This is a genomic window from Peribacillus sp. BM1, assembly GCF_056679975.1.
Genome location: NZ_CM155259.1, coordinates 2,926,658 through 2,947,977 on the forward strand (window position 1 = coordinate 2,926,658; position 21,320 = coordinate 2,947,977).

The following is a 21,320-nucleotide window of genomic DNA, read 5'->3' on the forward strand; positions in this document are numbered from 1 at the left end:
AAGGAGTCCTTCTTATGGTTAATTTTTTTCAAAATTTTAATCCTATAATACAAGCATTTATAGCCACCTTATTTACGTGGGGAATGACTGCGTTAGGGGCTACGCTCGTTTTTGCAACAAAAACAATAAACCAGCGATTACTAGATAGTATGTTAGGGTTTGCAGGAGGTGTAATGATTGCAGCCAGTTATTGGTCTTTGCTGGGACCAGCAATCGAAATGTCAGAGGAGCTTGGTTTCCAACAACATTTGGATTTTTATTAGGTGGTATTTTTTTATAGGGAATTGATAAGATTCTACCCCATCTTCATCCAAATACTCTTCTTAGAGAAGCGGAAGGATTTTATCCTAAAAAAAAGAAAAAGAAGTACATTGTTGGTCCTTGCCATCACCCTTCATAATATCCCAGAAGGATTAGCTGTCGGGATTGCTTTTGGTGCACTTGCAAATGGGGGGACGGAAACTTCTTTAGCAGGTGCCTTGACCCTTGCCCTCGGAATCGGTATTCAAAACTTTCCTGAAGGTGTGGCGGTTTCAATGCCTTTAAGAGGTGACGGAATGTCTCGTAGAAAAAGCTTTTTCTACGGACAATTTTCAGGTATGGTCGAACCTATAGCCACAGTCATTGGTGCATTTGCCGTCGCATTTATTGAACCATTATTACCTTATGCATTGAGCTTTGCGGCCGGAGCAATGATATTTGTTGTAGCTGAAGAAGTAATTCCAAGCTCACAAGAAAAAGGAAATAAGGATCTGGCTTCTATAAGTTTAATGATTGGTTTTGTGTTGATGATGATTCTCGATGTTGCATTGGGTTAACTTCAATTTTACTTACGTAAGATTTTAGATTAAAAATAGAAAGGATGATATATCATGTTTATTACCTATAAATCCTCTCGTGATGGAACCCTAGAAATAATAGAAAACTTCGAAAAGAATAGCTGGATAAATATTATCGCACCTTCAAAAGAAGAACTTAAAGAGGTATCTCAACTTTGTAATATCCCAATTGAATTTTTAGAAGATTCATTAGATTTAGAAGAAAGTGCTCGAATTCAATATGATGAAGATACGAATTGTACATTAATTATTAATGATTTTCCAACTATTGATATTAATAGCCATCAACTTGATTCTTATATTACTATTCCTATTGGAATAATCTTAGGAACGGATTACATTGTTACGGTTTGTAGCCAATCGGGCAACTTTTTAGAGAATTTAATCAAGAAAAATATTAACACCTTAATGAAGAGTCGTTTTGCATTAGAGATATTATTTTCAATTTCAACTCAGTATATAGAAAAATTAAAACAGCTCAACAAACTACGTCTTAAAATAGAGAGTAATTTTCGTGACTCATTAACGAACAAGCAACTCTATGACTTAATGGAGATTGAAAAAAGTTTGGTTTATTTTCTCACATCATTAAAGGCTAATGCGGATGTTATAACCAAACTATCTCGTACCAATTCCATAAAGTTATATGTAGATGACCAAGATCTTCTAGAAGATGTAAGAATTGAAAATAATCAAGGAATTGAGACCACAGAATTATATACAAGAATTTTGAACAGTATAACGGGGTCGTATTCTTCGCTAATAGCTAATGAATTGAATAATACAATGAAAACTCTTACGTTATTAACAGTCTTTTTAACTCTTCCAACACTTGTATTCAGTTTCTTTGGTATGAATGTTATCTTACCTATTTCTGATAACGATCCATTTTCTTGGATTATTATACTGGTAATAGCATTAATATTTGTTATTTGGATCGGGTTGGTACTATGGAAAAGGAGGATAGTCTAATTTGTTACGTATAAATTAAAAAAGGCAGGCGATTTAAAAATAAATCGGGCTGCTTTTTTATTTGTCTGGCTTCTTCATCGAAGCTTGTGAATAAATGCACTTATTGGGTAGTTATAATAGCTAATTTTAAGGCAGAAAATGCAATCATAAAATCAGCATCTGATTCTCCTCACTCATACCATTTTTTATATCCCTTGCTAAACAATCTGGTCCGTTTGCTGAATAACATAACTGCCATGTTATTGTATACCATTACCAAAAACCAGTATTTTTGTAACGACGATTTATAACTCACTAGTCTTTGATATTACTAAGATTTTAGATTACCAAAAATAATTACCAAAAAGATTACCAAATACCTTTACAAAAAACTATCCCAAGTAAAATGAACGTATCACATTTTATTAGGAGAAATATTTATGATTATTGGTTATGCACGTGTCTCTACAGTTGACCAAAACTTGGACCGTCAACTAAGTATGCTTACTGACTATGGTTGTGAAAAAATTGTTAAAGAAAAGTTTACTGGAACAACAAAGGATCGAAAAGGACTTCAACAACTATTTGAAGTAATTAGAAAAGGAGACACAGTTGTTGTAGAAAGCATATCTCGCTTAGGACGTAAAACGTTAGATATTCTTAATATCATTCAACAATTTGAAGAAAAAGGTGTGCATTTTATCTCATTAAAAGAAAATATGGATACTAAAACATCAACAGGGAAAGCCATGTTTCAAATGATGTGTGTAATTGCTGAATTAGAAAGGAATTTAATTGCTGAAAGAGTAAAGGAAGGACTCGAAGCAAGCAAAAAGCGTGGAAAAACATTAGGTAGACCCAAGCTAGATAAAGAAAAGCTCACTGTTACACTTCGGATGTATGACAGTAAAGAATATTCTGTTAAAGAGATAGTCTCAGCAACCGGAATATCTCAAGGTTCTCTATATAGGGCAATAAATCGAAGAAAACTAGGAGAAATAAACTAATAAGGCTTATTTTATTATTTCTTCACATTTACTTTGCGGTCTAGAGCAAGAACCCTGTCATTAAGCCTATAATGCGGCCATTATGGTCGAAGAGGGGATTGGTTATGCAGTCACCCTGGATAAAATAGACAATACATCAAGTGATCGGAACCTTTGTTTTCGGCCGCTGGAGCCACGACTTGAATCTGGCTTGAATATTGTGTGGAAGAAGCACCAGGTTTTTTTGAAGAGATGCAACATAAATTCTCAAAGGATCGATCCAACGTATCAGAAAAACATTGAGTTTATGAAAGAATGAGAGCATAACTATTTATCTATAGCTGTTAAGAACAGACTATGCGGAATAGCAAGCAAGAAGTACTTCCATTCATTATTATCAATATGCCTTCTAGGCATAACTTTATATCAGGTACACCAGCGGTGCGTCCATCCCGGTCCTCCGCCTAAGGTGGGACAGATTGATTGGGGTGAAGTCGTAACAAGATAGCCGTATCGGAAGGTGCGGCTGGATCACCTCCTTTCTAAGGATGAAATGAATGGAGTAATTTTTGGAGTTGTGGCGCTTGTACTATTATATGGGGCAAGGAGGAGGCTCATATTGCTATGTGCCTTGACTATCTTTATCCGGATCAAGTAGAGGTTTTAAATCTGTAGCGGTAAGCAATACTTGATTCGTCTTACGTAATAAACGATCCGTCCTTGTGTTGAACTGATTGCAATGAATTCATCTAGAAATTTCGTTCTTCAATGAGCATAACTTCTAGCTGTTTTTTATAAATTTATAAATTTAAGCGGTATTGTTGGATACAAAAAACACCTGCATTCTATGAGTATGGAATATAAGTGTCTTTCAATTGGTTAGGAAATCTCAATTTTATCGGTTTTATGGATATCTTCCGTGCCGGCATCCAAAGCCGTCTTGTAGTACATGCATTTATGCTCGATGACTTCCATTGTTTTTTTCAGTTCTTCCATCTGCGTTTCAACAATTGCTTTTCGTTCCATAAACATGTCATATCTCTTCTGAAGTGTGGAATCCCCATCAGAACACCAATCGATAAAATGTTTAATTTCTTTGATTGGCATACCTGTGGCTTTTAGGCATTCAATTATTTTTAAAGCGCTGATATCGGATTCTTTAAATAAGCGATTCCCGCTGGCGGTCCGTTCGACAAAAGGCATGAGACCCTCTTTGTCATAGTAGCGCAAGGCATATACGGAAAGGTTTAGCTTTTTTGCAACTTCGCCGATTGAATAGGTGGCCATCCTGTACTTCCTCCTTTTATAAATCTCTTAAACTTCGAGCAAGCTCTATGGTTTAAAGAAAGGATATCATCGTTAAGGTGATAGGTCAAAACTGTATTTGAGGAAAGCGGAAAGCATCAGGGATAGAGACGTCTGCCGAAGGTTTTTAAATGAAAAGAACGTATCCCTTGACCTAGAGTTAACTATAAGTGTTACTATGTTTTTGTAGGATCAGTGAGTACGGATAGCAAGAAATGAAAGGGAATTTCCATTTGAATCCTTTCGTTATATCCGTTATATGCAGGTTTTAGTGAACTATTTATATTACAGGAGGTTTTTATATGTCAACTGTTAAAGCACGGGCTATCGACGGTCCAGACAAAACTTTTCAAAAAACGGAAATCATACGGCGCGACCTTGATTTGCAGGATGTACTGATTGAAATCAAATTTGCAGGTATCTGCCATTCGGACATCCATACGGCCCACGGCGAGTGGGGACCGGTGAATTATCCGCTAGTACCCGGACATGAGATAGCGGGAATTGTCACAGAGATAGGAGCAGAGGTCACAAAGTACAAAGTGGGTGATCGGGTAGGGGTCGGCTGTATGGTTGACTCATGCGGCGAATGCGAGAACTGCCGTAAAGGCGAAGAACAATACTGCTTAAAGGGCAATATTCCTACATATGCAGGTGTGGACAAATACGGCGAGCCGACTCAAGGCGGCTATTCAACCCATATTGTCGTCACAGAGGACTTTGTTTTAAGAATTCCGGATAACATCGAACTTGACGCCGCAGCACCGTTGCTGTGTGCCGGAATCACAACGTTTTCTCCATTGAATCATTGGGGTGCAGGACCAGGGAAGAAAGTGGCGGTTGTCGGTCTAGGCGGCCTCGGCCATATGGCTGTCAAGATTGCACACGCCATGGGCGCCGAAGTGACTGTTCTGTCACAGTCGCTGAAAAAGAAAGAAGACGGCTTGCAGTTTGGTGCGAAAGACTATTATGCCACAAGCGATCCTGGAACATTCGAGAAATTGGCGGAATCCTTTGACCTGATCATCAATACAGTAAGTGCCCAGATCAATCTAGATGCTTATTTAGGGTTGCTGACTCTTGACGGCACGTTGGTAAACGTTGGTGCTCCGGCAGAACCGTTGTCAGTGAGCGCCATCAACTTAATCGGTCGGCGGCGCTCATTTGCAGGTTCGTTGATTGGCGGCATCCGTGAGACCCAGGAGATGTTGGAATTCTGTGCAAAGCATAGCATTGTTCCTAACATTGAAGTAATTTCAGCCGATCAAATTGATGAAGCCTATGAACGTGTATTGGCTTCAGATGTGAAATATCGTTTCGTAATTGACATAAGTACAATGTGAATCGGATAAATCATCATCCCTGTTAGAGATTACGAGGGTGTCCAAATGGCTTAGCTTTTGGACATCCTTTTCTCTATGATCACTTCATAGATATTTATACTTTTTCAACTAATGCAAAGATAAATAAGGAGGCAGAGATGAGAAGTCCCATATGGGTTCTTTTATCTACTTTAGCGATTTCAATACTTTTGATAGCTTGCGGAAGCAACAATGGTAGGAATATCTTTCTATTTTAAAATGCCTCATTGTTTTGAGGTATTTTTTACCAAATGTAGTAATTTGTATATGTAACATATTTTTAAATTGAGGGGACTATAATGAAAAAAACCGTTCAACAGATACTGTTGTTATCACTCACAGTATCTTCAATGTTTTTAACAGCTTGCGATAGCAGGAACAATAAAGAAAATACAAGCAGCGAAGAAAGTTTGACTATCCATCAAAATAGCAAACAAGGAGTAACAGCTGATGAATCAAACAACGAGGATAGCCAAGATTCTACACTTGATAATGAAGAGTCAGATGCTATGGAAGATATGAGAATAAAATTAACATTTAACAATGAAGAAGTCATTGTCAACATGGATGATAATCCAACAAGTAAGGATTTTTTATCATTACTCCCACTTACATTAACATTTGAAGATTATGCAGGAACGGAAAAAATTAGTTATCCAGAAAATAAATTAACTACTGAAGAGGCACCATCAGGAATTGACCCTACAGTTGGAGACTTCACTTATTATGCTCCATGGGGGAATTTAGCTATATTTTATAAGGATTTTGGATATTCAAACGGGCTTATTAAACTAGGGGAAATTGAATTTGGTATAGAAAAGCTTGAAAATCTTAACGGTGATTTTACAATGATTATTGAAAAAATGGAATAAATGTAGTGCTACTATTCATTCAAGACCTCAATCCAATTCTCTTCAAAGCAAACTGTATTCCTTGTTGATTAGTTCTGAAATGATTTTCGAAAGATAGAGGTGAGTGAAGTTGAAAAAAATTTTAGCAATATTTTTGCTTGCAATACCTTTAATTGCGGGCTGTTCTGAGAATGAACAACAAACTACAGAAAATGAAGAACGGGAAAATTCTGTAGGCTTCTGCTGCCACGCTATTAAAGTTAATTACTTTCGAGTTCTTTGTCAGGCGTTTAATAGCTTCCTTGACCTTGGTTTTGGTTGCTTGCTTTTTTCGTGTAGCTGCCTTAGTTGCTCCTCACGGTCAAAATTAGCAACGCTTAACACCTACCCTTTTCTTACACCTTCTAATTGTCTCTTCATACGGTCAAAACGTCCGAAAATGACATTTCCGCCTTTGATTGCTTTGTGAATATTCTGGTATCTCTCTTACTTCAAATCACATCAGTTTAGGCACACATATGCGGTAAATATATCAAATGGCGGAGCCGATATTTTAACGGTGCAGGAATTAATATCTCACGCTTCTTCAGAAAAGAGTTAAAGAATAAATTTTAGGAGAGGATTTCTATTCAAAACTGAACAGAATTAGAAGGGTAAATTGGTATCTTTACATTACATACTACAAAGTCATCCAATTTGACTAATTAAGATCATCACGCTTTGTTGGTAGAGTATAATGTTTTGGTTTTTATAAAATTCAGAAAAATTTGATTGACACAAGAAATAAAATGATTTAAATTTAGTTTAACAATTTAATCTAATCTTTTTCTTATCTAGAGAGGTGGAGGGACTGGCCCAATGATACCTCGGCAGCAGACTTTAAAGTACTGTGCCAATTCCAGCAAGTGAAAGCTTGAAAGATGAGAAGAGTAAAAGAAACGAATCTTTTATCCTCTTCTTATTATTAGGAGGGGTTTATTTTTGCAAAAATACCAAGTAATTTGATCGGTAAACCTTATTTTAGTGTTGGCAATTGATATACCAAAGATACATTAATGAGTAGGTGAAAAACGATGAAACAAAATTAGTGGGAATGATTATGAGATTATTACAGTTCATCACTATATATCATAGGAAAAATGACTGGGGCTTAATAAATAAAATTTAAAGTGCCTATATGAATCTAAAGCTTACCAAAGTAGCGAAAGTCTTAATTTCAATATGAACTATTTCTTTTATCAACAAGCAAAGTGCCGATGTGCGAACTAAATACTAAAAATATAAAAGAAAAGAGATTAATAGTGAAGTGATTTGCGCACAAACATAGAAATGAGGGGATTTTCAATGCATGAACAGGATATTTATATTCGAAATATAAAAGATGCAAAACTTGTAAAATATGCAAAGAGAATAGCTGATGAAATTCAATTAACTGCAGCAAAATATGATGAAACAGGTGAATTTCCTTTTGAGCACTTTGAATTATTAGAAAGAGAAGGGTATTTGAAGTTGACGATACCAAAGGAATATGGAGGCGATGAGCTTTCATTATATGAAACTTTACTAGTTCAGGAACAATTAGCTAAAGGTTCAGGTTCAACGGCTTTAGCTGTAGGTTGGCATTTGATGACTTTTTTTAATCTTAGCATTTCTCGACCTTGGAAAGAAGAAGTGTTTCAGAAATTATCTCAAGATGCCGTTTTGCATGGGAATTTGTTGAATGTTTTTGCTACTGAAAGAGGGGCTGGCAATATTGTAAGGGGTGGTAAGCCATCGACAATTGCCAAAAAAAAATATGGTGGATATGTGATTACTGGCAGAAAGTCATTCGCCACTTTGTCACCAATTTTAAAGCATTTTACCGTTCTAGCATACATAGAGGAGGAAGATAAAGTAGCGGAGTTTTTAATAGAAAAAGATGCATCAGTCAATATCATTCACACATGGGACTCTTTAGGAATGAGGAGTACTGGTAGTCATGATATTGAGCTGAATAATGTCTTTGTGCCCAATAACTCACTCTTATCCTATGTGGATAAAGAAAACCGTTTTACAAATTTCAGTAGAGCTTATTCCTTACAAATCCCAGCTATCTATCTTGGAATCGCCTTTGCTGCAAGGGATTTTATTATTGAATATGCTGATAGTAAATTTTCACCTAGTTTAGGAAAAATGATCTCAGAGGCGCCACATGTAAAACAAAAAATAGGTGAGATCGATATTCATCTAAGTGTTGCACGTACTTTGCTTTATACTCTAGCCGAGAAGTGGGATAACCATCCGGATTTGAGAAATAAGTTATCTAATGAAGTATCAATTGCAAAATATACCATATGTAATAACGCATTGAAAATTGTCGAGTTGGCCATGAACATTGCAGGCGGAAATGCTTTGTCTAAAGATTTTCCATTAGAAAGGTATTTCAGGGATATACAATGTGGAACCTACAATCCGCCGCATCCTGATATGGTCGTCAATCTAATTGCTTCAAGTGCAATAGAAGATTTTCGAAAAAAACAAATCGTTCATCAATAGGAGGAGATTTTAATGGGGAAGAAACAAATGCATTTAGGTGCTTTTTTCACAACGTATTTAGGACATCATTTAGCAGCATGGCGTTATCCAGAAACAAAAACGGAGGAAGTAGTGCAATTAAGTTTGTATAAAGAAATCGCGGAGTTAGCCGAAAAAGGAAAGTTCGATATGCTCTTTATCGCAGATGTTCTTGCTCATAATGTGGAAGATCTCGAATATACACCGCAAGTCAGATTGGAGGCATCGACGGTTATGGCAACACTTGCTGCCTTAACAAGTAAAATTGGCTTAGTATCTACATTATCTACTACTTATCATCATCCTTATAATGTGGCAAGGAAGTTTTCGACTCTTGATCATTTAAGCGGTGGCCGTGCAGCATGGAATATTGTCACTTCATCTCATGATAATGAAGCACAGAATTACGGTGAAACGAATCATTTGGATCATGCATTAAGATATGAAAGATGTGAGGAATTTGTCGAAGTGACGAAGCAGCTTTGGGATAGCTGGGAGGATGATACATTATTATTTGATCGTGAAAATGGGAAGTTTTTAGATGGGGATAAGGTTCATCCGATTCATTTTGAAGGAAAGTATTACAAAGTGAGAGGTCCCTTAAATATTCCTCGATCACCTCAAGGGAACCCGGTTCTACTATCTGCTGGTGCATCCCCAAGAGGAAATGATTTTGCAGCCAAAGTAGCGAATGTATTTTTTACAATTGCATCCTCCACTTTAGAGGAAGGTAAAGTTTTTTACAAAGAAATGAAGCAAAAGGTGATTAGCTATGGAAGGGATCCAAATCAGTTTAAAATTATGCCTGGTGTTGTCCCGTTTGCAGCAAAAACTCAAAAGGAAGCGGAGGAAAAATATGAACACTTCCAAGAGTTAATATTACCGGAGTTAGGAATTGGAATGCTATCAAGGTATCTTGGTTTAGATTTAATTCAATATTCTCCTGATTCTTTACTACCAGATTTTCCAAGTATTGATCAATATAATGGTGAAAAGGGAAGATTTAAAATCTTATCTGATCTTTCCAAAAAGGAAAATTTAACGATTCGACAATTAGCGAAACTCTTTGTTAGAGGACAAGGTCACTTATTCGTAGTCGGTTCAGGAGACCTTGTTGCCAATAAATTAAGTGAATGGTTCCTTAATGAAGCGTGTGATGGTTTTAATGTAAAATTCCCATACTTCCCTGGTGGAATTAAAGACTTTGTCGATTATGTAACACCTGAATTGCAAAACCGTGGTCTTTTCCGAACAGACTATGAAGGGAAAATGCTTAGGGATCACCTTGGCTTGGATTATCCAAAAGTTAAATTAAAAGAAAATGTTTAAAATAAAATTTTTATGAGAGTAAGAGAATTTAAACGAGTCTCTCCTACTTTAAAAAATACCTAAATAAAAAATTAAAGGAGAATAAACATGAACAAAAAATTATTAGCGGTATTTATGTTATCCATTCTTATCTTCATTACTGGTTGTACAAATTCAGAATCAACTGGAAATAAAGAGGAAAGAACAATAAGAATCGGCGTTACAGGAGGACCACCAGAGGAAATTACGGATGTTGTAAAAGAGGAAGCTAAAAAAGAAGGAATCGATTTAGAGGTAATTAAATTCAATGATATTATTACGCCAAATCGTTCTCTAGACAGTGGGGAATTAGATTTGAATATGTTCCAAACTAAACAATTTTTAGGGCAATATGTTAAAGATCGTAATTCACCTGTTGTCGCAATTGGTTCCACATATAATAGTACGATAGGTATTTACTCAAATGAATATAAGAGCATTGATGATATTCCTGAAGGAGCAACACTTGGGGTAATAAATGATCCGATCAATTTAGAGCGTTCATTACTTCTTTATCAGGAAGCAGGATTAATTACAGTAAAGTCCACCTCTACACATGCAACATTAAATAATATTGAAAGTAATCCGAAAAAATTTTATTTTAAAGAAATAGAAGGTCCTTTAATGCTACGCACATTGAACAGCATTGACGTTGGAGTGGTTGCTAGCACAAACGCATATAGTCAAGGATTAGATCCAAAGAAGGAATCGATCTATTTAGAGACAGGAACAGAATACCCAATGGTAGTAGCAACAAAGGAGAAAGATAAAGATAATGCAGATTATAAAAGAATTACAGAATTGTATCATTCAGATGCGGTGAAGCAATTTATTGAGAAAAAATACAAGGATGTCATTATCGTAACGGATGATCCTTTTCAACTTGATTAGGGAGGGAGAGCTAAATGATTGAGTTAAAAAATATCAATAAGGTTTTTAAAATGGGTAAATCAGAAGTTGAAGCATTGAAAAATGTAAATATTCGTGTCGAGAAAGGCGAAATTTTTGGCGTAATTGGCTTTAGCGGAGCAGGAAAAAGTACTTTACTCAGAATGATCAATCTGCTTGAAAAACCAACAAGCGGTGAAGTAATCATTAATGGGAGAAATCTTTTAACATTAAATGAAAAAGAATTAAGAACCGTAAGAAAAAAAATCGGTATCATTTTTCAACAGTTTAATCTTCTCTCTTCTTATAATGTGTTCGATAATGTCGCCGAAATTCTTCGTATGAACCATGTGCCAAAGAAGGAAATTGAACGAAAAGTGGGAGATTTGCTTGCGCTTGTCGGATTAGAGGATCAAAAAATGCAATATCCTGCCCAATTATCAGGCGGTCAAAAGCAACGAGTCGGTATTGCCCGAGCATTAGCGATGGACCCTGCAATCTTATTATGTGATGAAGCAACATCTGCATTGGATCCACAAACGACAGATTCGATACTGGAATTACTGTTAGATATTAATAAAAAGCTAGGTTTAACAATCGTTCTCATAACACATGAAATGGATGTTATTAAAAAAACATGTGATCGTGTGGCTGTGATGGATAAAGGAGAAGTGATTGAACAAGGTACGGTCCTTGACATTTTTAGCCGTCCGTTACAAGTAACCACGAAAAACTTCTTACGGAATCTATATGATGATACGATTACTGAAGAAATGCTAGAGAATTTACGGAAATTTGGTCATTCCTATATTTTACGTTTAGCCTTTCGGGGTGATTCTGCTTTAAATCCTGTCCTAAACACAGTATCGTCAGAATATTCTGTTACGAATAATATAGTACATGGTTCCATTACCTACCTAAAAGGAATTCCCTTAGGGATTTTATTAGTTCATATTTCAGGTGACGATGATCAGCTTAAGCAAGCTATAACATATTTACAAGATACGGTGTATCATGTTGAAGTAAGTTGGGAAATCAATGAAAAACCTGTGGAGGTATTAGCGTAATGATGAATCGATTTGATGAACTGCTCTCGTTATTTACGTTATCTTTATATGAAACAACTTTAATGGTCGTCATTTCACTTATCATTGCAACAATTATCGGGATTCCTTTAGGAGTTTTACTAGTTATAACAAGACCTAATCATCTTGCTCCAAATAAATGGTTGTTTCATATATTAAATACAATTATTAATATCATTCGATCGTTACCATTTATTATCTTAATGCTAGCTATCATTCCATTTACCGAATTGATTGTAGGCACATCAATCGGAATTCCAGGAGCAATCGTTCCGCTTATTGTGTACATTGCTCCATATATTGCAAGACTGGTCGAAACAGCTTTACTTGAAGTAGATTATGGAATCATTGAAGCGTATCGAGGAATGGGGGCATCTCGTTTACAAATCGTTACTCGTATCATCATAAGAGAAGCACGTCCGGGAATTTTACTTTGTATGACAATTGCTCTAATTGGTTTAATTGGGGCGACAGCAATGGCTGGTGTTATTGGAGCAGGAGGGCTCGGTGATCTAGCCCTTAGATATGGTTATCAACAATGGGATTTACCTGTCATGTTTGGTACGGTTGCCATTTTAATCGTACTCGTTCAAATCGTTCAATCCTTTGGTAATTTTGCTGCGAAAAAATTGAAGAAAACGGTATGAAAAGATCCATACTGTCACATAAGGGGAATTTATTTTGGATAAAAAGAAAATGTTTAAAAACTATTCAATTAAAATCCCAATCTAAGCTATTAAAAAGTATTTCGATGATAAAATGGGATGCAAAGCAAAAGGAACTAGGATTAACTTGCCATTTTATAAACACTGATGGCTAAAAAATTACAAGGAATAAGGAGTAGTAAGTATCGGGATATATTAAGAGCGTGTTTTGATCAATCTTTATCAAAACATGCTCTTTTCCTTTGTTCTTTTATTAAAGTTATCTATATTAAATTGATCAACGGGTATCCTGATCCATGAAAGTCTAAGGGAAATAGCTTAGATACGCAGCCAGCACTACATTGTTGGGATTGGCACTTGGTATAGACTTATTATATTCAGGTAGCTACAACCAAGCTGTACGTGAGAAAAAGAAAGGTATTGTCATGAAAGAAAAAAGTAAACAACTAATGGGAATCAACGTATATATCACAAACACACCATCAAAAGAAGTACCAACGAATTACGTACACGCTCTGTATTCATTACGGCTGAATAATAATCATAGATATAGTTTAAAGCTATAGCAAGCGATAGAATTAAGGTGTTATGCTATATTGATTTATCAATGTCATAATTAACTTACATCTAAGTGGTAAACCGAGCTACACCTCGGTTCTATAATTCTGAAAATTAACAAAAATATTAAATGGGTAAATATTTTAAATTAATTGATAATTATTATGTCGAATAATAGAATTGTTATATCCTTAAAACAAGGTTTTCAACTATGAATTATAGGATATATTAACGCATCTACTTGTTGACAAATTTAAAAACGAGATTGTTTGGCCATAAAAAATTGAACTAGCTACCGTAATGTAAAATCTTAAATATCTAACTAGGAGGAATTATTCAATGACAAATTTTAAACCAGAAACTCTATTATTACATGGTGGACAACAGCCTGATCCTGTAACAGGAGCAATCGCTGTACCGATTTACCGTACAACGGCTTATGGGTTCCAAGATACTGCTCATGCGCAACGTCTTTTCGCATTACAGGAACCAGGTAATGTTTATTCACGTATTATGAATCCAACAGTGGACGTATTTGAAAAACGTGTAGCATTATTAGAAAAAGGAACGGCTGCAGTAGCACTTTCATCAGGGATGGCTGCAATCGCATTTTCTATTTTAAACATTACTAGAGCGGGCGATGAAATCGTTGCAGCTGGCTCACTTTACGGTGGCACATATAATTTATTCGCGAACACACTACCTAATTATGGTATTAAAACAACATTCGTGGATGAAACAAATCCAGAAAACTTCCGTGTAGCAATCACGGAAAATACAAAAGCTATTTTTGCAGAAGCAGTTGGTAACCCAAGTTTAAATATTTTAGATATTGAAGCAGTAGCCAATATTGCACATGAGTATGGCTTACCGTTAATTATCGATAATACTTTTCCATCACCATATGGCTCAAACCCAATTGACTTTGGAGCAGATGTAGTCGTCCATTCAGCAACAAAATGGATTGGCGGGCATGGTACAACAATTGGTGGGGTAGTTGTAGATGCGGGTAAATTTGACTGGACACAAGGCCGTTTCCCCGGCTTTACAGAACCAGATAAATCCTACCATGGTTTACGTTATGGAATAGACACAGCGGATGCTGCATTTGCCACAAAACTGCGTGTTCAATTATTACGTGATTTCGGTCCAACATTAAGTGCGGATGCTGCATTTAATTTCCTACAAGGTTTAGAAACGCTTCATTTGCGTGTTGCCAAACAAAACGATAATGCACTGAAAGTGGCTGGATATTTACAAAATCACCCATCGGTGGAATATGTAAACTATAATGCTTTTGAAAACTTCCCATCACATAAACTTGCCAACAAATACTTAAAAAATGGCTACGGCTCTATCTTGACATTTGGCATTAAGGGTGGTCGTGAAGCAGGTAGTCGCTTAATTGATAGCGTAGAGTTATTCTCACATGTAGCAAACGTAGGGGATGCAAGATCGTTAATTATCCACCCAGCTTCTACGACCCATCAACAATTATCTGCTGAAGAATTAAAAGTTGCAGGCGTATTTGAAGAGCTCATTCGCTTATCTATTGGCCTAGAAGCAGTAGAAGATATTATTGCTGATTTAGATCAAGCAATTGTAAAAGCACAACAGGCATTAATACTATAGATAATAGACTTTATTAATGTTTTGTTAAATATAACAAGCCGGCTAGACAGCTAGAGGATTCCAATTCGAGTTGGAATGTATCTTGATTTGTATGTATATTAGTTTGCTGGTGAAAAATTAGTAAATATATATATAACAAGCCTTAGCTTAGTATGATTTTAATGTCGGTTCTTTGATGAACTGAAAATAGAGCCGACCCTTAGTAGGTATATATGGTTACCACAGTTACTAAATTGCATTTTATTACAAATAGCGAAAAAGTAAAGAGAGTTTCATCAACTAAGATATATATTAGGGAGGAATTAATGATGAGTAATAATGGATTATATAATAAGTCTTATTTCAATCGCCTTGGAGAATTAAACGACCTAGCACCAGAAGTATTCAAAGCCTTTGTACAATTTGACAAACTGGCGTTATCAGAAGGGAAATTAACAAAAAAGTTAAAGGAATTAATCGCCATTGCCGTAGCTCATACAACAGGGTGTCCATACTGCATCGAGGTTCATGTAAAAAACGGAAAATCACAAGATATTTCTAAGGAAGAAATGTCAGAAGCTATTTTAGTTGCCACTGCATTAAAAGCAGGTTCAGCACTAGCTCATGGTGTAAATGCTTTAAACGCTTATGATGGAAATGGTGACGAAGATTTATACAAAGCCTCTTACTTTAGCAGATTAAAAGAATTCTCAAAACTAAATGGAGATATTTTTAGCTCATTTGTTGATTTTGATCAAAAATCAATGAAAGAAGGAGCATTAAGCGTTAAAGAAAAGGAATTAATCGCCGTTGCGGTTGCTCACACAACAGGATGCCCATATTGTATTGACGTTCATACAAAAGGGGCAAAGCATGCAAATGCAACTAAAGAAGAAGTTGCAGAATCTATTATGGTCGCAACAGCTTTAAAAGCAGGTTCAGCATTGGCTCACAGTGTTAATGCTTTAAATGCATTTGATTCAGAAAATTAATATTAAGAGTTTTTATCATGTACATTCGTTTATTAGAATGATATAGAGGGTTAGATCTACATAAATAAAGCAGATTTTAATCAGGAAATAATTAATACCAGGAAAACACCTAAGGTCAAATTAGAAAGACATGATCAAAAATTAAAAAGTTAGGAGCCGATAACATGACAAAGAAAAGAATGTATTTAAATGCGTTTGAAATGAATTGTGCAGGGTTTCAATCCCATGCATTGTGGAGACATCCGGAGGACAACACACCGGGGTATAAGTCCATCGATTATTGGACGCATCTTGCGAAACTTTTGGAAAAAGGACGTTTCGATGCCGTCTTTCTTGCGGATGTGCTCGGCGTTTATGATGTGTATCAAGGGTCAAGGGATCCGGCAATTGTGAATGGTGTCCAAGTGCCTGCAAACGATCCTGCTTTCGTTATACCTGTCATGGCGTCTGTTACAAAACATCTCGGTTTTGGACTGACGGCTTCCACAACACACGAGCATCCTTATACGTTCGCAAGAAAAATATCGACGTTGGATCATTTAACGAATGGGAGAATCGGTTGGAATGTCGTCACGTCTTACTTGAATAGCGCTGCGAAAAATATCGGACTGGCACAGCAAACAAGCCACAACGAGCGCTATGCAAGAGCTGAAGAATATATGGAAGTTGTCTATAAATTATGGGAAACAAGCTGGGAAGACGATGCCGTTGTTGTGAATAAAGAGAAAGGCATTTACGCAGACCCTTCCAAAATTCACGACATAGATCATGATGGAAAATACTTCAGCGTGCCGGGCAACCATTTATGTGAGCCATCGCCGCAACGGACCCCTGTCATCATCCAGGCGGGCGCCTCTTCTAGTGGACGAAAATTCGCTGCGAATCATGCGGAGCTTGTTTTTATTTCATCCACTTCAGCGGAAAAAACGAAAAATATCGTTGCCACTTTCCGACAAGAGATCGTGCAATCCGGACGACCCGCGGATGATGTCAAAGTGATTGCAGCCATTACACCGATTACCGCGCCGACCACCGAAGAAGCGCAGGCGAAATATGAAGATTACAAGCGGTACATCAGCCGTGATGGAGCATTCGCGCTAGTCGGCGGATGGACAGGTGTCGATTTGTCAAAAGTGGATCCGGATGAAAAAGTTGAATACATTCAAAACGATGCAATGCGCTCCATTTTAAAAGGCTTTGCAGGCATGACGCCGAATGAAATTGCAGACGAAGTCGCATTGGGCGGTCTAGGTCCGGTCATTGTCGGTGATCCTCATCAGATCGCCGATGAGTTGGAATACTGGATGGACTATGCGGACGTCGATGGGTTTAACATCGTCTATTCCATCACGCCTGGGTCCTTTGAAGATTTCGTGGAATTAGTCGTTCCCGTCTTACAGGAACGCGGATTGGTTCGCAAGGAATATGAAGAAGGCACCTTCCGCAACAATCTATTTGGCAATGACCAACTGACTAATAGCCATCCCGCAAAACAAATCGGCCGCGTAAATATTACATCATAAAAATACAACAGCGACCCGCTCGAAATGAACTGCAACCCAATTGTTAGACACAACTAACAATTGGAGGTGCACTTATTGGCCAGCCCGATGTCTTACTTCTTGACTAACCGTTTAGTGCGCTCGATGCTTTCACTAAAATGCAACTGCAAGATTTATTGTTAAAAATTCAAAAGAAACGTTTAACGACGATGGTGGTCGTTACGCATGACATTGACGAAGCACTTTACTTATGTGACCGGATTTTCATCCTCGGTGGTCAGCCCGGGACTTTGCAGGCGGAAATACTAGAATTATTACATATCGAAAAGGCGGTTGACTAAACATGGAAAATGAAGAAGTGATTTATCCATATGAAGGAAATTATAATATAACAGCTGATCTTCCATCAAGAGAGGATTTCACATGGGAAAAACTTGAATCGAATTTTAGTTGGTCTGTTACTGGAAAAGTGAATATGGCCTATGAATGTGTGGATCGCCATGTCGTGGAAGGGTTTGGGGAGAAAGTCGCGCTACATTATTTTGGAGAAAATGAAGAGTATACATTAACGTATCGCGAATTGAAAGAGAAATCTGATCACTGGGCTACTGTTTTGAAAAAGCAAGGGGTGAAAAAAGGGGACTTCGTCTTTATCTTTTTATCAAAGCATCCCGATTGCCATATCGCAATGCTCGCCGCAATTAAGCTTGGTGCTGTTGTCGGACCGCTTTTTGAAGCGTTTATGGAAGACGCAGTGAAGGAGCGGATTGCTGATTGTGAGGGGACTTATTTAATTGCTTCACCAGAGTTGATGAAACGGGTGCCGCGTGCGGAATTGCCGTCACTGAAAACGGTTTTGATAACGGCGGAACCAGAACAATGCAATAGTGATGAGATTTCGTTATTTGCGGAAGCGCGAGTTGTTGAAGTTGAAGAAGAAATCATCGAGTGGGTGGATTTAGAACATGCGCTTAATATTCATTATACGAGTGGTTCGACAGGTCGCCCGAAAGGAATTGTCCATGCGCATCGAGCAATGATCCAACAATACATTACAGGGAGATGGGTATTGGATTTGAAAGAAGAGGATGTGTATTGGTGCACCGCCCACCCTGGTTGGGTGACAGGAACGGTATACGGTGTTTTCGCACCACTACTTAACCGGGCAACGATTATAATTCACGGCGGTAGATTTAATGCCGATGAATGGTATTCCGTGTTGGAGAAATCTGGTGTCACAGTTTGGTATAGTGCGCCGACGGCTTTCAGAATGTTGATGGCAGAAGGGGATGGAAAGACAGCGACTTATGATTTGTCAAAGATCCGGCATGTTTTAAGCGTGGGCGAGCCGTTAAATCCAGAAGTGATCCGTTGGGGGGTCAAAACGTTGTCCAATCGTATCCATGATACGTGGTGGATGACAGAAACAGGGGCTCAACTCATTGTTAATCTGCCATCCGAGAAGATTATTCCAGGATCGATGGGAAGACCATTTCCAGGAATTGAAGCGGCGATTCTAGGAGAAGATGGCGAAAAGCTTGCGCCTGGTGAAGTTGGTAATTTAGCTTTGAAAGCAAATTGGCCTGCCATGATGCGAGAAGTGTGGAAAGACCCTGCTAAGTATTCGACGTACTTCCCGTTCGAGGGGTGGTATGTGTCTGGTGATTTGGCGACAATCGATGACAACGGCTATATCTTCTTCCAAGGCCGGAGCGACGATATGATCAATTCTTCAGGTGAACGAATCGGTCCGTTTGAAGTGGAGAGTAAATTGATCGAACATCCAGCTGTTGCAGAAGTGGGTGTCATTGGAAAACCAGACGCGGTGAGAGGGGAAATCGTGAAGGCGTTTATCGTCTTAAAGAATGGCTATGAAGCAAGTGATGCGTTACTGCAAGAGCTCCGCCAATTTGTACGAAGTGGACTTGCAGCTCATGCGGCACCAAGAGAAATTGAATTTCTTGAGGAGTTGCCTAAGACGCCGATTAGCGGAAAAATCCTTCGACGTGAATTAAAGGCAAGGGAACTTCAAAAAGTCGGTGTCTAATCTCCTGAATTGGGACAGAAGAGTCTGCTAAACAAGATAAAGTCCAATACTGCCCGAATTCTAGTAGTGAACGGATAAAGAAGTCACTTTCTACTTTAAATAGCATAGATATCGTTACCCCGTTCGTAAAAGTACACTTTTGCGAACGGGTTGTTTTTTCTTTAAATCAGCTGTTTTGTACGTTCATAAAACTTCGAAAAAGATTTACGAACGACCACTAATTTTCATATACTTTTACGAACGTTTTTTAGTAGAATAATAGTAAACGGTATGAAAATGAGGTAGATACAGATGGACGTTCGAAAGTTTGGATACATACGAGTTAGCAGCAAGGATCAAAACGAGGGACGACAACTTGAGGCCATGAAAGAAAAGGGAATAGGCGAACGAGATATTTTCATGGACAAACAAAGTGGAAAGGACTTTAATCGAACTCAATATCAGTTGCTTAAACGGATGTTGAGAAAAGGAGATGTGCTATATATCCATTCCTTGGATCGCTTTGGGCGGAACAAAGAAGAGATTTTACAGGAGTGGAATGACATCACGAAGAACATACAGGCCGATATTGTGGTGGTAGATATGCCTTTGCTCGATACTACTCAATTTAAGGATAGTTTAGGAACTTTCATTGCGGATCTTGTTTTGCAGATTCTATCCTGGATGGCGGAAGAAGAAAGGGATCGAATTCGAAAACGGCAGCGTGAGGGCATTGATTTGGCTATGCAAAATGGAACAGTATTTGGTCGACCTAAAGTTGAGGTTACTGAAGAATTCAGAGAAGTCTATGATCGTTGGAAAGCAGGAGAGATGACCGCTGTTAAAGCGATGGAAGAATTAAATGTTAAAAAGACGACTTTTTATAAATTGGTTAAGGAATATGAAAATGTCATTAAAAAGGTTTATATATAATAGAAGAAACACGTCAAAAAAGGAGCATTGTCGATAAGCAGATGCTTTTCAATAATTTAAAAGTACCATATACAATAGAAAATAAAGAAACAGGCACGTGGTTTAGGGGGAAGCAATTTGAATAATTTTATTGTTATGCAAGGGCACACTTACGAGGAAGAAAAAGATCTAGGTATTATTTGGTCTCCACAACAAGATAAAGGAGGAAATGTACCACATTCATGGCAACGGATGACGGAAGTAAAGGAAGGATATCGAGTATTTCACTATGTGAAAGGAAATATTTGTTGCTATTAGCATTGCTAGTGAAAGCTGTAAAGCCGATAGCAAACCATCTATCTTGCAAAGTCGAAGTTTAATGAGATCTTGCCATTATTACCGATTAAATATTCACCATTCCAGCAAGATGCAAATGGGAATCAAGGCTATTTATATCCATGTAACGAAGAACTGGCGATTAAATTGCTTGAACTGATTAGCGTATCGCACCGAATACGCTGCTAACAATCAATGGAGACATTCCTGACCGTCAAACTGGGCTGCAGCTTGCGGAACAATATGGTATTGATGGAGTTATGATTGGGAGAGGTACTTTTAAAAATCCTTTTTCTTTTGAAAAAGAGCCAAAAGATCATAGCAGTAAAGAATACCTTGATCTTTTAAGACTGCAGCTTGATCTTCAAGATCAATATGCGGAAGCACTGCCACGTTCAATCACAGGGCTTCATCGCTTTTTCAAAATTTATGTCAAAGGATTCCGTGGAGCTGGTGAATTAAGAAGTCAATTGATGAACACGAAATCAACAGATGAAGTGCGTGCATTGCTTGATAACTTTGGAAAAGAATGTTGATGGGACGGGGACAGTG

At 37.5% G+C, this 21,320-nt stretch carries 15 protein-coding genes, 7 pseudogenes and 1 riboswitch; of the genes and pseudogenes, 21 read left to right on the top strand and 1 reads right to left on the bottom strand.

What is annotated here, in order from left to right:
- Positions 1 to 14: 14 nt before the first annotated feature.
- The 4 genes and pseudogenes from AC1MGI_RS14145 to AC1MGI_RS14160 form a co-directional block, all read left to right on the top strand.
- Positions 15 to 818 (top strand): annotated as a pseudogene (locus AC1MGI_RS14145) (ZIP family metal transporter).
- Between the two features lie 54 nt (positions 819 to 872).
- The gene (locus AC1MGI_RS14150) at positions 873 to 1,811 is read left to right on the top strand and encodes a magnesium transporter CorA family protein (protein ID WP_480345804.1); all 939 of its coding nucleotides are present in this window, start codon (positions 873 to 875) and stop codon (positions 1,809 to 1,811) included.
- A gap of 419 nt (positions 1,812 to 2,230) precedes the next feature.
- Entirely contained in the window at positions 2,231 to 2,797 is a 567-nt protein-coding gene (locus tag AC1MGI_RS14155) for a recombinase family protein (protein WP_480345805.1), read from the top strand.
- Positions 2,798 to 2,861: 64 nt separating this feature from the next.
- A pseudogene (locus AC1MGI_RS14160) lies at positions 2,862 to 3,095 on the top strand (LysR family transcriptional regulator); the annotation flags it as partial.
- Positions 3,096 to 3,655: 560 nt separating this feature from the next.
- Here AC1MGI_RS14160 and AC1MGI_RS14165 read toward each other — a convergent pair.
- Complete coding sequence (locus AC1MGI_RS14165; RefSeq protein ID WP_480345806.1) at positions 3,656 to 4,063, bottom strand: MerR family transcriptional regulator; 408 nt, start codon at positions 4,061 to 4,063, stop codon at positions 3,656 to 3,658.
- 320 nt (positions 4,064 to 4,383) lie between these two features.
- On the opposite strand from AC1MGI_RS14165, the gene AC1MGI_RS14170 reads away from it, so the two are divergent.
- The 17 genes and pseudogenes from AC1MGI_RS14170 to AC1MGI_RS14250 all read left to right on the top strand — a co-directional run.
- Complete coding sequence (locus AC1MGI_RS14170; protein ID WP_480345807.1) at positions 4,384 to 5,424, top strand: NAD(P)-dependent alcohol dehydrogenase; 1,041 nt, start codon at positions 4,384 to 4,386, stop codon at positions 5,422 to 5,424.
- Positions 5,425 to 5,741: 317 nt separating this feature from the next.
- Complete coding sequence (locus AC1MGI_RS14175) at positions 5,742 to 6,314, top strand: cyclophilin-like fold protein (protein WP_480345808.1); 573 nt, start codon at positions 5,742 to 5,744, stop codon at positions 6,312 to 6,314.
- 466 nt (positions 6,315 to 6,780) lie between these two features.
- Positions 6,781 to 6,885, top strand: a pseudogene (locus AC1MGI_RS14180) (tyrosine-type recombinase/integrase); the annotation flags it as partial.
- Positions 6,886 to 7,119: 234 nt separating this feature from the next.
- A riboswitch (SAM riboswitch) is annotated at positions 7,120 to 7,220 on the top strand.
- Positions 7,221 to 7,637: 417 nt separating this feature from the next.
- A complete protein-coding gene (locus AC1MGI_RS14185; protein WP_480345809.1) occupies positions 7,638 to 8,828 on the top strand; it encodes an acyl-CoA dehydrogenase family protein in 1,191 nt (396 codons plus the stop codon).
- Between the two features lie 12 nt (positions 8,829 to 8,840).
- Positions 8,841 to 10,175, top strand: a complete 1,335-nt coding sequence (locus tag AC1MGI_RS14190) for an LLM class flavin-dependent oxidoreductase (RefSeq protein ID WP_480345810.1) — start codon at positions 8,841 to 8,843, stop codon at positions 10,173 to 10,175.
- Positions 10,176 to 10,262: 87 nt separating this feature from the next.
- Positions 10,263 to 11,084, top strand: coding sequence for a MetQ/NlpA family ABC transporter substrate-binding protein (locus AC1MGI_RS14195; RefSeq protein ID WP_480345811.1), 822 nt, complete (start codon positions 10,263 to 10,265; stop codon positions 11,082 to 11,084).
- Between the two features lie 14 nt (positions 11,085 to 11,098).
- Complete coding sequence (locus tag AC1MGI_RS14200) at positions 11,099 to 12,148, top strand: methionine ABC transporter ATP-binding protein (protein WP_480345812.1); 1,050 nt, start codon at positions 11,099 to 11,101, stop codon at positions 12,146 to 12,148.
- Positions 12,148 to 12,813 (top strand): methionine ABC transporter permease, encoded by a 666-nt coding sequence (locus AC1MGI_RS14205; protein ID WP_480345813.1) that lies wholly within the window; start codon positions 12,148 to 12,150, stop codon positions 12,811 to 12,813. The genes AC1MGI_RS14200 and AC1MGI_RS14205 overlap by 1 nt, the downstream gene beginning before the upstream one ends.
- 407 nt (positions 12,814 to 13,220) lie before the next feature.
- Positions 13,221 to 13,361, top strand: a pseudogene (locus tag AC1MGI_RS14210) (IS4 family transposase); the annotation flags it as partial.
- Between the two features lie 367 nt (positions 13,362 to 13,728).
- Positions 13,729 to 15,021 (top strand): O-acetylhomoserine aminocarboxypropyltransferase/cysteine synthase family protein, encoded by a 1,293-nt coding sequence (locus AC1MGI_RS14215; RefSeq protein WP_480345814.1) that lies wholly within the window; start codon positions 13,729 to 13,731, stop codon positions 15,019 to 15,021.
- A 308-nt stretch (positions 15,022 to 15,329) separates the two neighbouring features.
- Complete coding sequence (locus tag AC1MGI_RS14220; protein WP_480349794.1) at positions 15,330 to 15,992, top strand: carboxymuconolactone decarboxylase family protein; 663 nt, start codon at positions 15,330 to 15,332, stop codon at positions 15,990 to 15,992.
- A gap of 164 nt (positions 15,993 to 16,156) precedes the next feature.
- Complete coding sequence (locus AC1MGI_RS14225) at positions 16,157 to 17,515, top strand: LLM class flavin-dependent oxidoreductase (RefSeq protein ID WP_480345815.1); 1,359 nt, start codon at positions 16,157 to 16,159, stop codon at positions 17,513 to 17,515.
- 50 nt (positions 17,516 to 17,565) lie between these two features.
- A pseudogene (locus AC1MGI_RS14230) lies at positions 17,566 to 17,799 on the top strand (ABC transporter ATP-binding protein); the annotation flags it as partial.
- A 38-nt stretch (positions 17,800 to 17,837) separates the two neighbouring features.
- The gene (gene acsA, locus AC1MGI_RS14235; protein ID WP_480345816.1) at positions 17,838 to 19,541 is read left to right on the top strand and encodes an acetate--CoA ligase; all 1,704 of its coding nucleotides are present in this window, start codon (positions 17,838 to 17,840) and stop codon (positions 19,539 to 19,541) included.
- 291 nt (positions 19,542 to 19,832) lie between these two features.
- A complete protein-coding gene (locus tag AC1MGI_RS14240; protein ID WP_480345817.1) occupies positions 19,833 to 20,453 on the top strand; it encodes a recombinase family protein in 621 nt (206 codons plus the stop codon).
- 117 nt (positions 20,454 to 20,570) lie between these two features.
- Positions 20,571 to 20,942, top strand: a pseudogene (locus AC1MGI_RS14245) (HNH endonuclease); the annotation flags it as partial.
- Positions 20,933 to 21,304, top strand: a pseudogene (locus tag AC1MGI_RS14250) (tRNA-dihydrouridine synthase); the annotation flags it as partial. The pseudogenes AC1MGI_RS14245 and AC1MGI_RS14250, both read left to right, overlap by 10 nt.
- Positions 21,305 to 21,320: the final 16 nt, after the last annotated feature.

Excerpts from the sequence above, each read along its gene's own strand:
- AC1MGI_RS14150 (WP_480345804.1), top strand. The coding sequence starts at position 873 with ATGTTTATTACCTATAAATCCTCTCGTGATGGAACCCTAGAAATAATA.
- AC1MGI_RS14155 (WP_480345805.1), top strand. The coding sequence starts at position 2,231 with ATGATTATTGGTTATGCACGTGTCTCTACAGTTGACCAAAACTTGGAC.
- AC1MGI_RS14165 (WP_480345806.1), bottom strand. The coding sequence starts at position 4,063 with ATGGCCACCTATTCAATCGGCGAAGTTGCAAAAAAGCTAAACCTTTCC.
- AC1MGI_RS14170 (WP_480345807.1), top strand. The coding sequence starts at position 4,384 with ATGTCAACTGTTAAAGCACGGGCTATCGACGGTCCAGACAAAACTTTT.
- AC1MGI_RS14175 (WP_480345808.1), top strand. The coding sequence starts at position 5,742 with ATGAAAAAAACCGTTCAACAGATACTGTTGTTATCACTCACAGTATCT.
- AC1MGI_RS14185 (WP_480345809.1), top strand. The coding sequence starts at position 7,638 with ATGCATGAACAGGATATTTATATTCGAAATATAAAAGATGCAAAACTT.
- AC1MGI_RS14190 (WP_480345810.1), top strand. The coding sequence starts at position 8,841 with ATGGGGAAGAAACAAATGCATTTAGGTGCTTTTTTCACAACGTATTTA.
- AC1MGI_RS14195 (WP_480345811.1), top strand. The coding sequence starts at position 10,263 with ATGAACAAAAAATTATTAGCGGTATTTATGTTATCCATTCTTATCTTC.
- AC1MGI_RS14200 (WP_480345812.1), top strand. The coding sequence starts at position 11,099 with ATGATTGAGTTAAAAAATATCAATAAGGTTTTTAAAATGGGTAAATCA.
- AC1MGI_RS14205 (WP_480345813.1), top strand. The coding sequence starts at position 12,148 with ATGATGAATCGATTTGATGAACTGCTCTCGTTATTTACGTTATCTTTA.
- AC1MGI_RS14215 (WP_480345814.1), top strand. The coding sequence starts at position 13,729 with ATGACAAATTTTAAACCAGAAACTCTATTATTACATGGTGGACAACAG.
- AC1MGI_RS14220 (WP_480349794.1), top strand. The coding sequence starts at position 15,330 with ATGAGTAATAATGGATTATATAATAAGTCTTATTTCAATCGCCTTGGA.
- AC1MGI_RS14225 (WP_480345815.1), top strand. The coding sequence starts at position 16,157 with ATGACAAAGAAAAGAATGTATTTAAATGCGTTTGAAATGAATTGTGCA.
- acsA (WP_480345816.1), top strand. The coding sequence starts at position 17,838 with ATGGAAAATGAAGAAGTGATTTATCCATATGAAGGAAATTATAATATA.
- AC1MGI_RS14240 (WP_480345817.1), top strand. The coding sequence starts at position 19,833 with ATGGACGTTCGAAAGTTTGGATACATACGAGTTAGCAGCAAGGATCAA.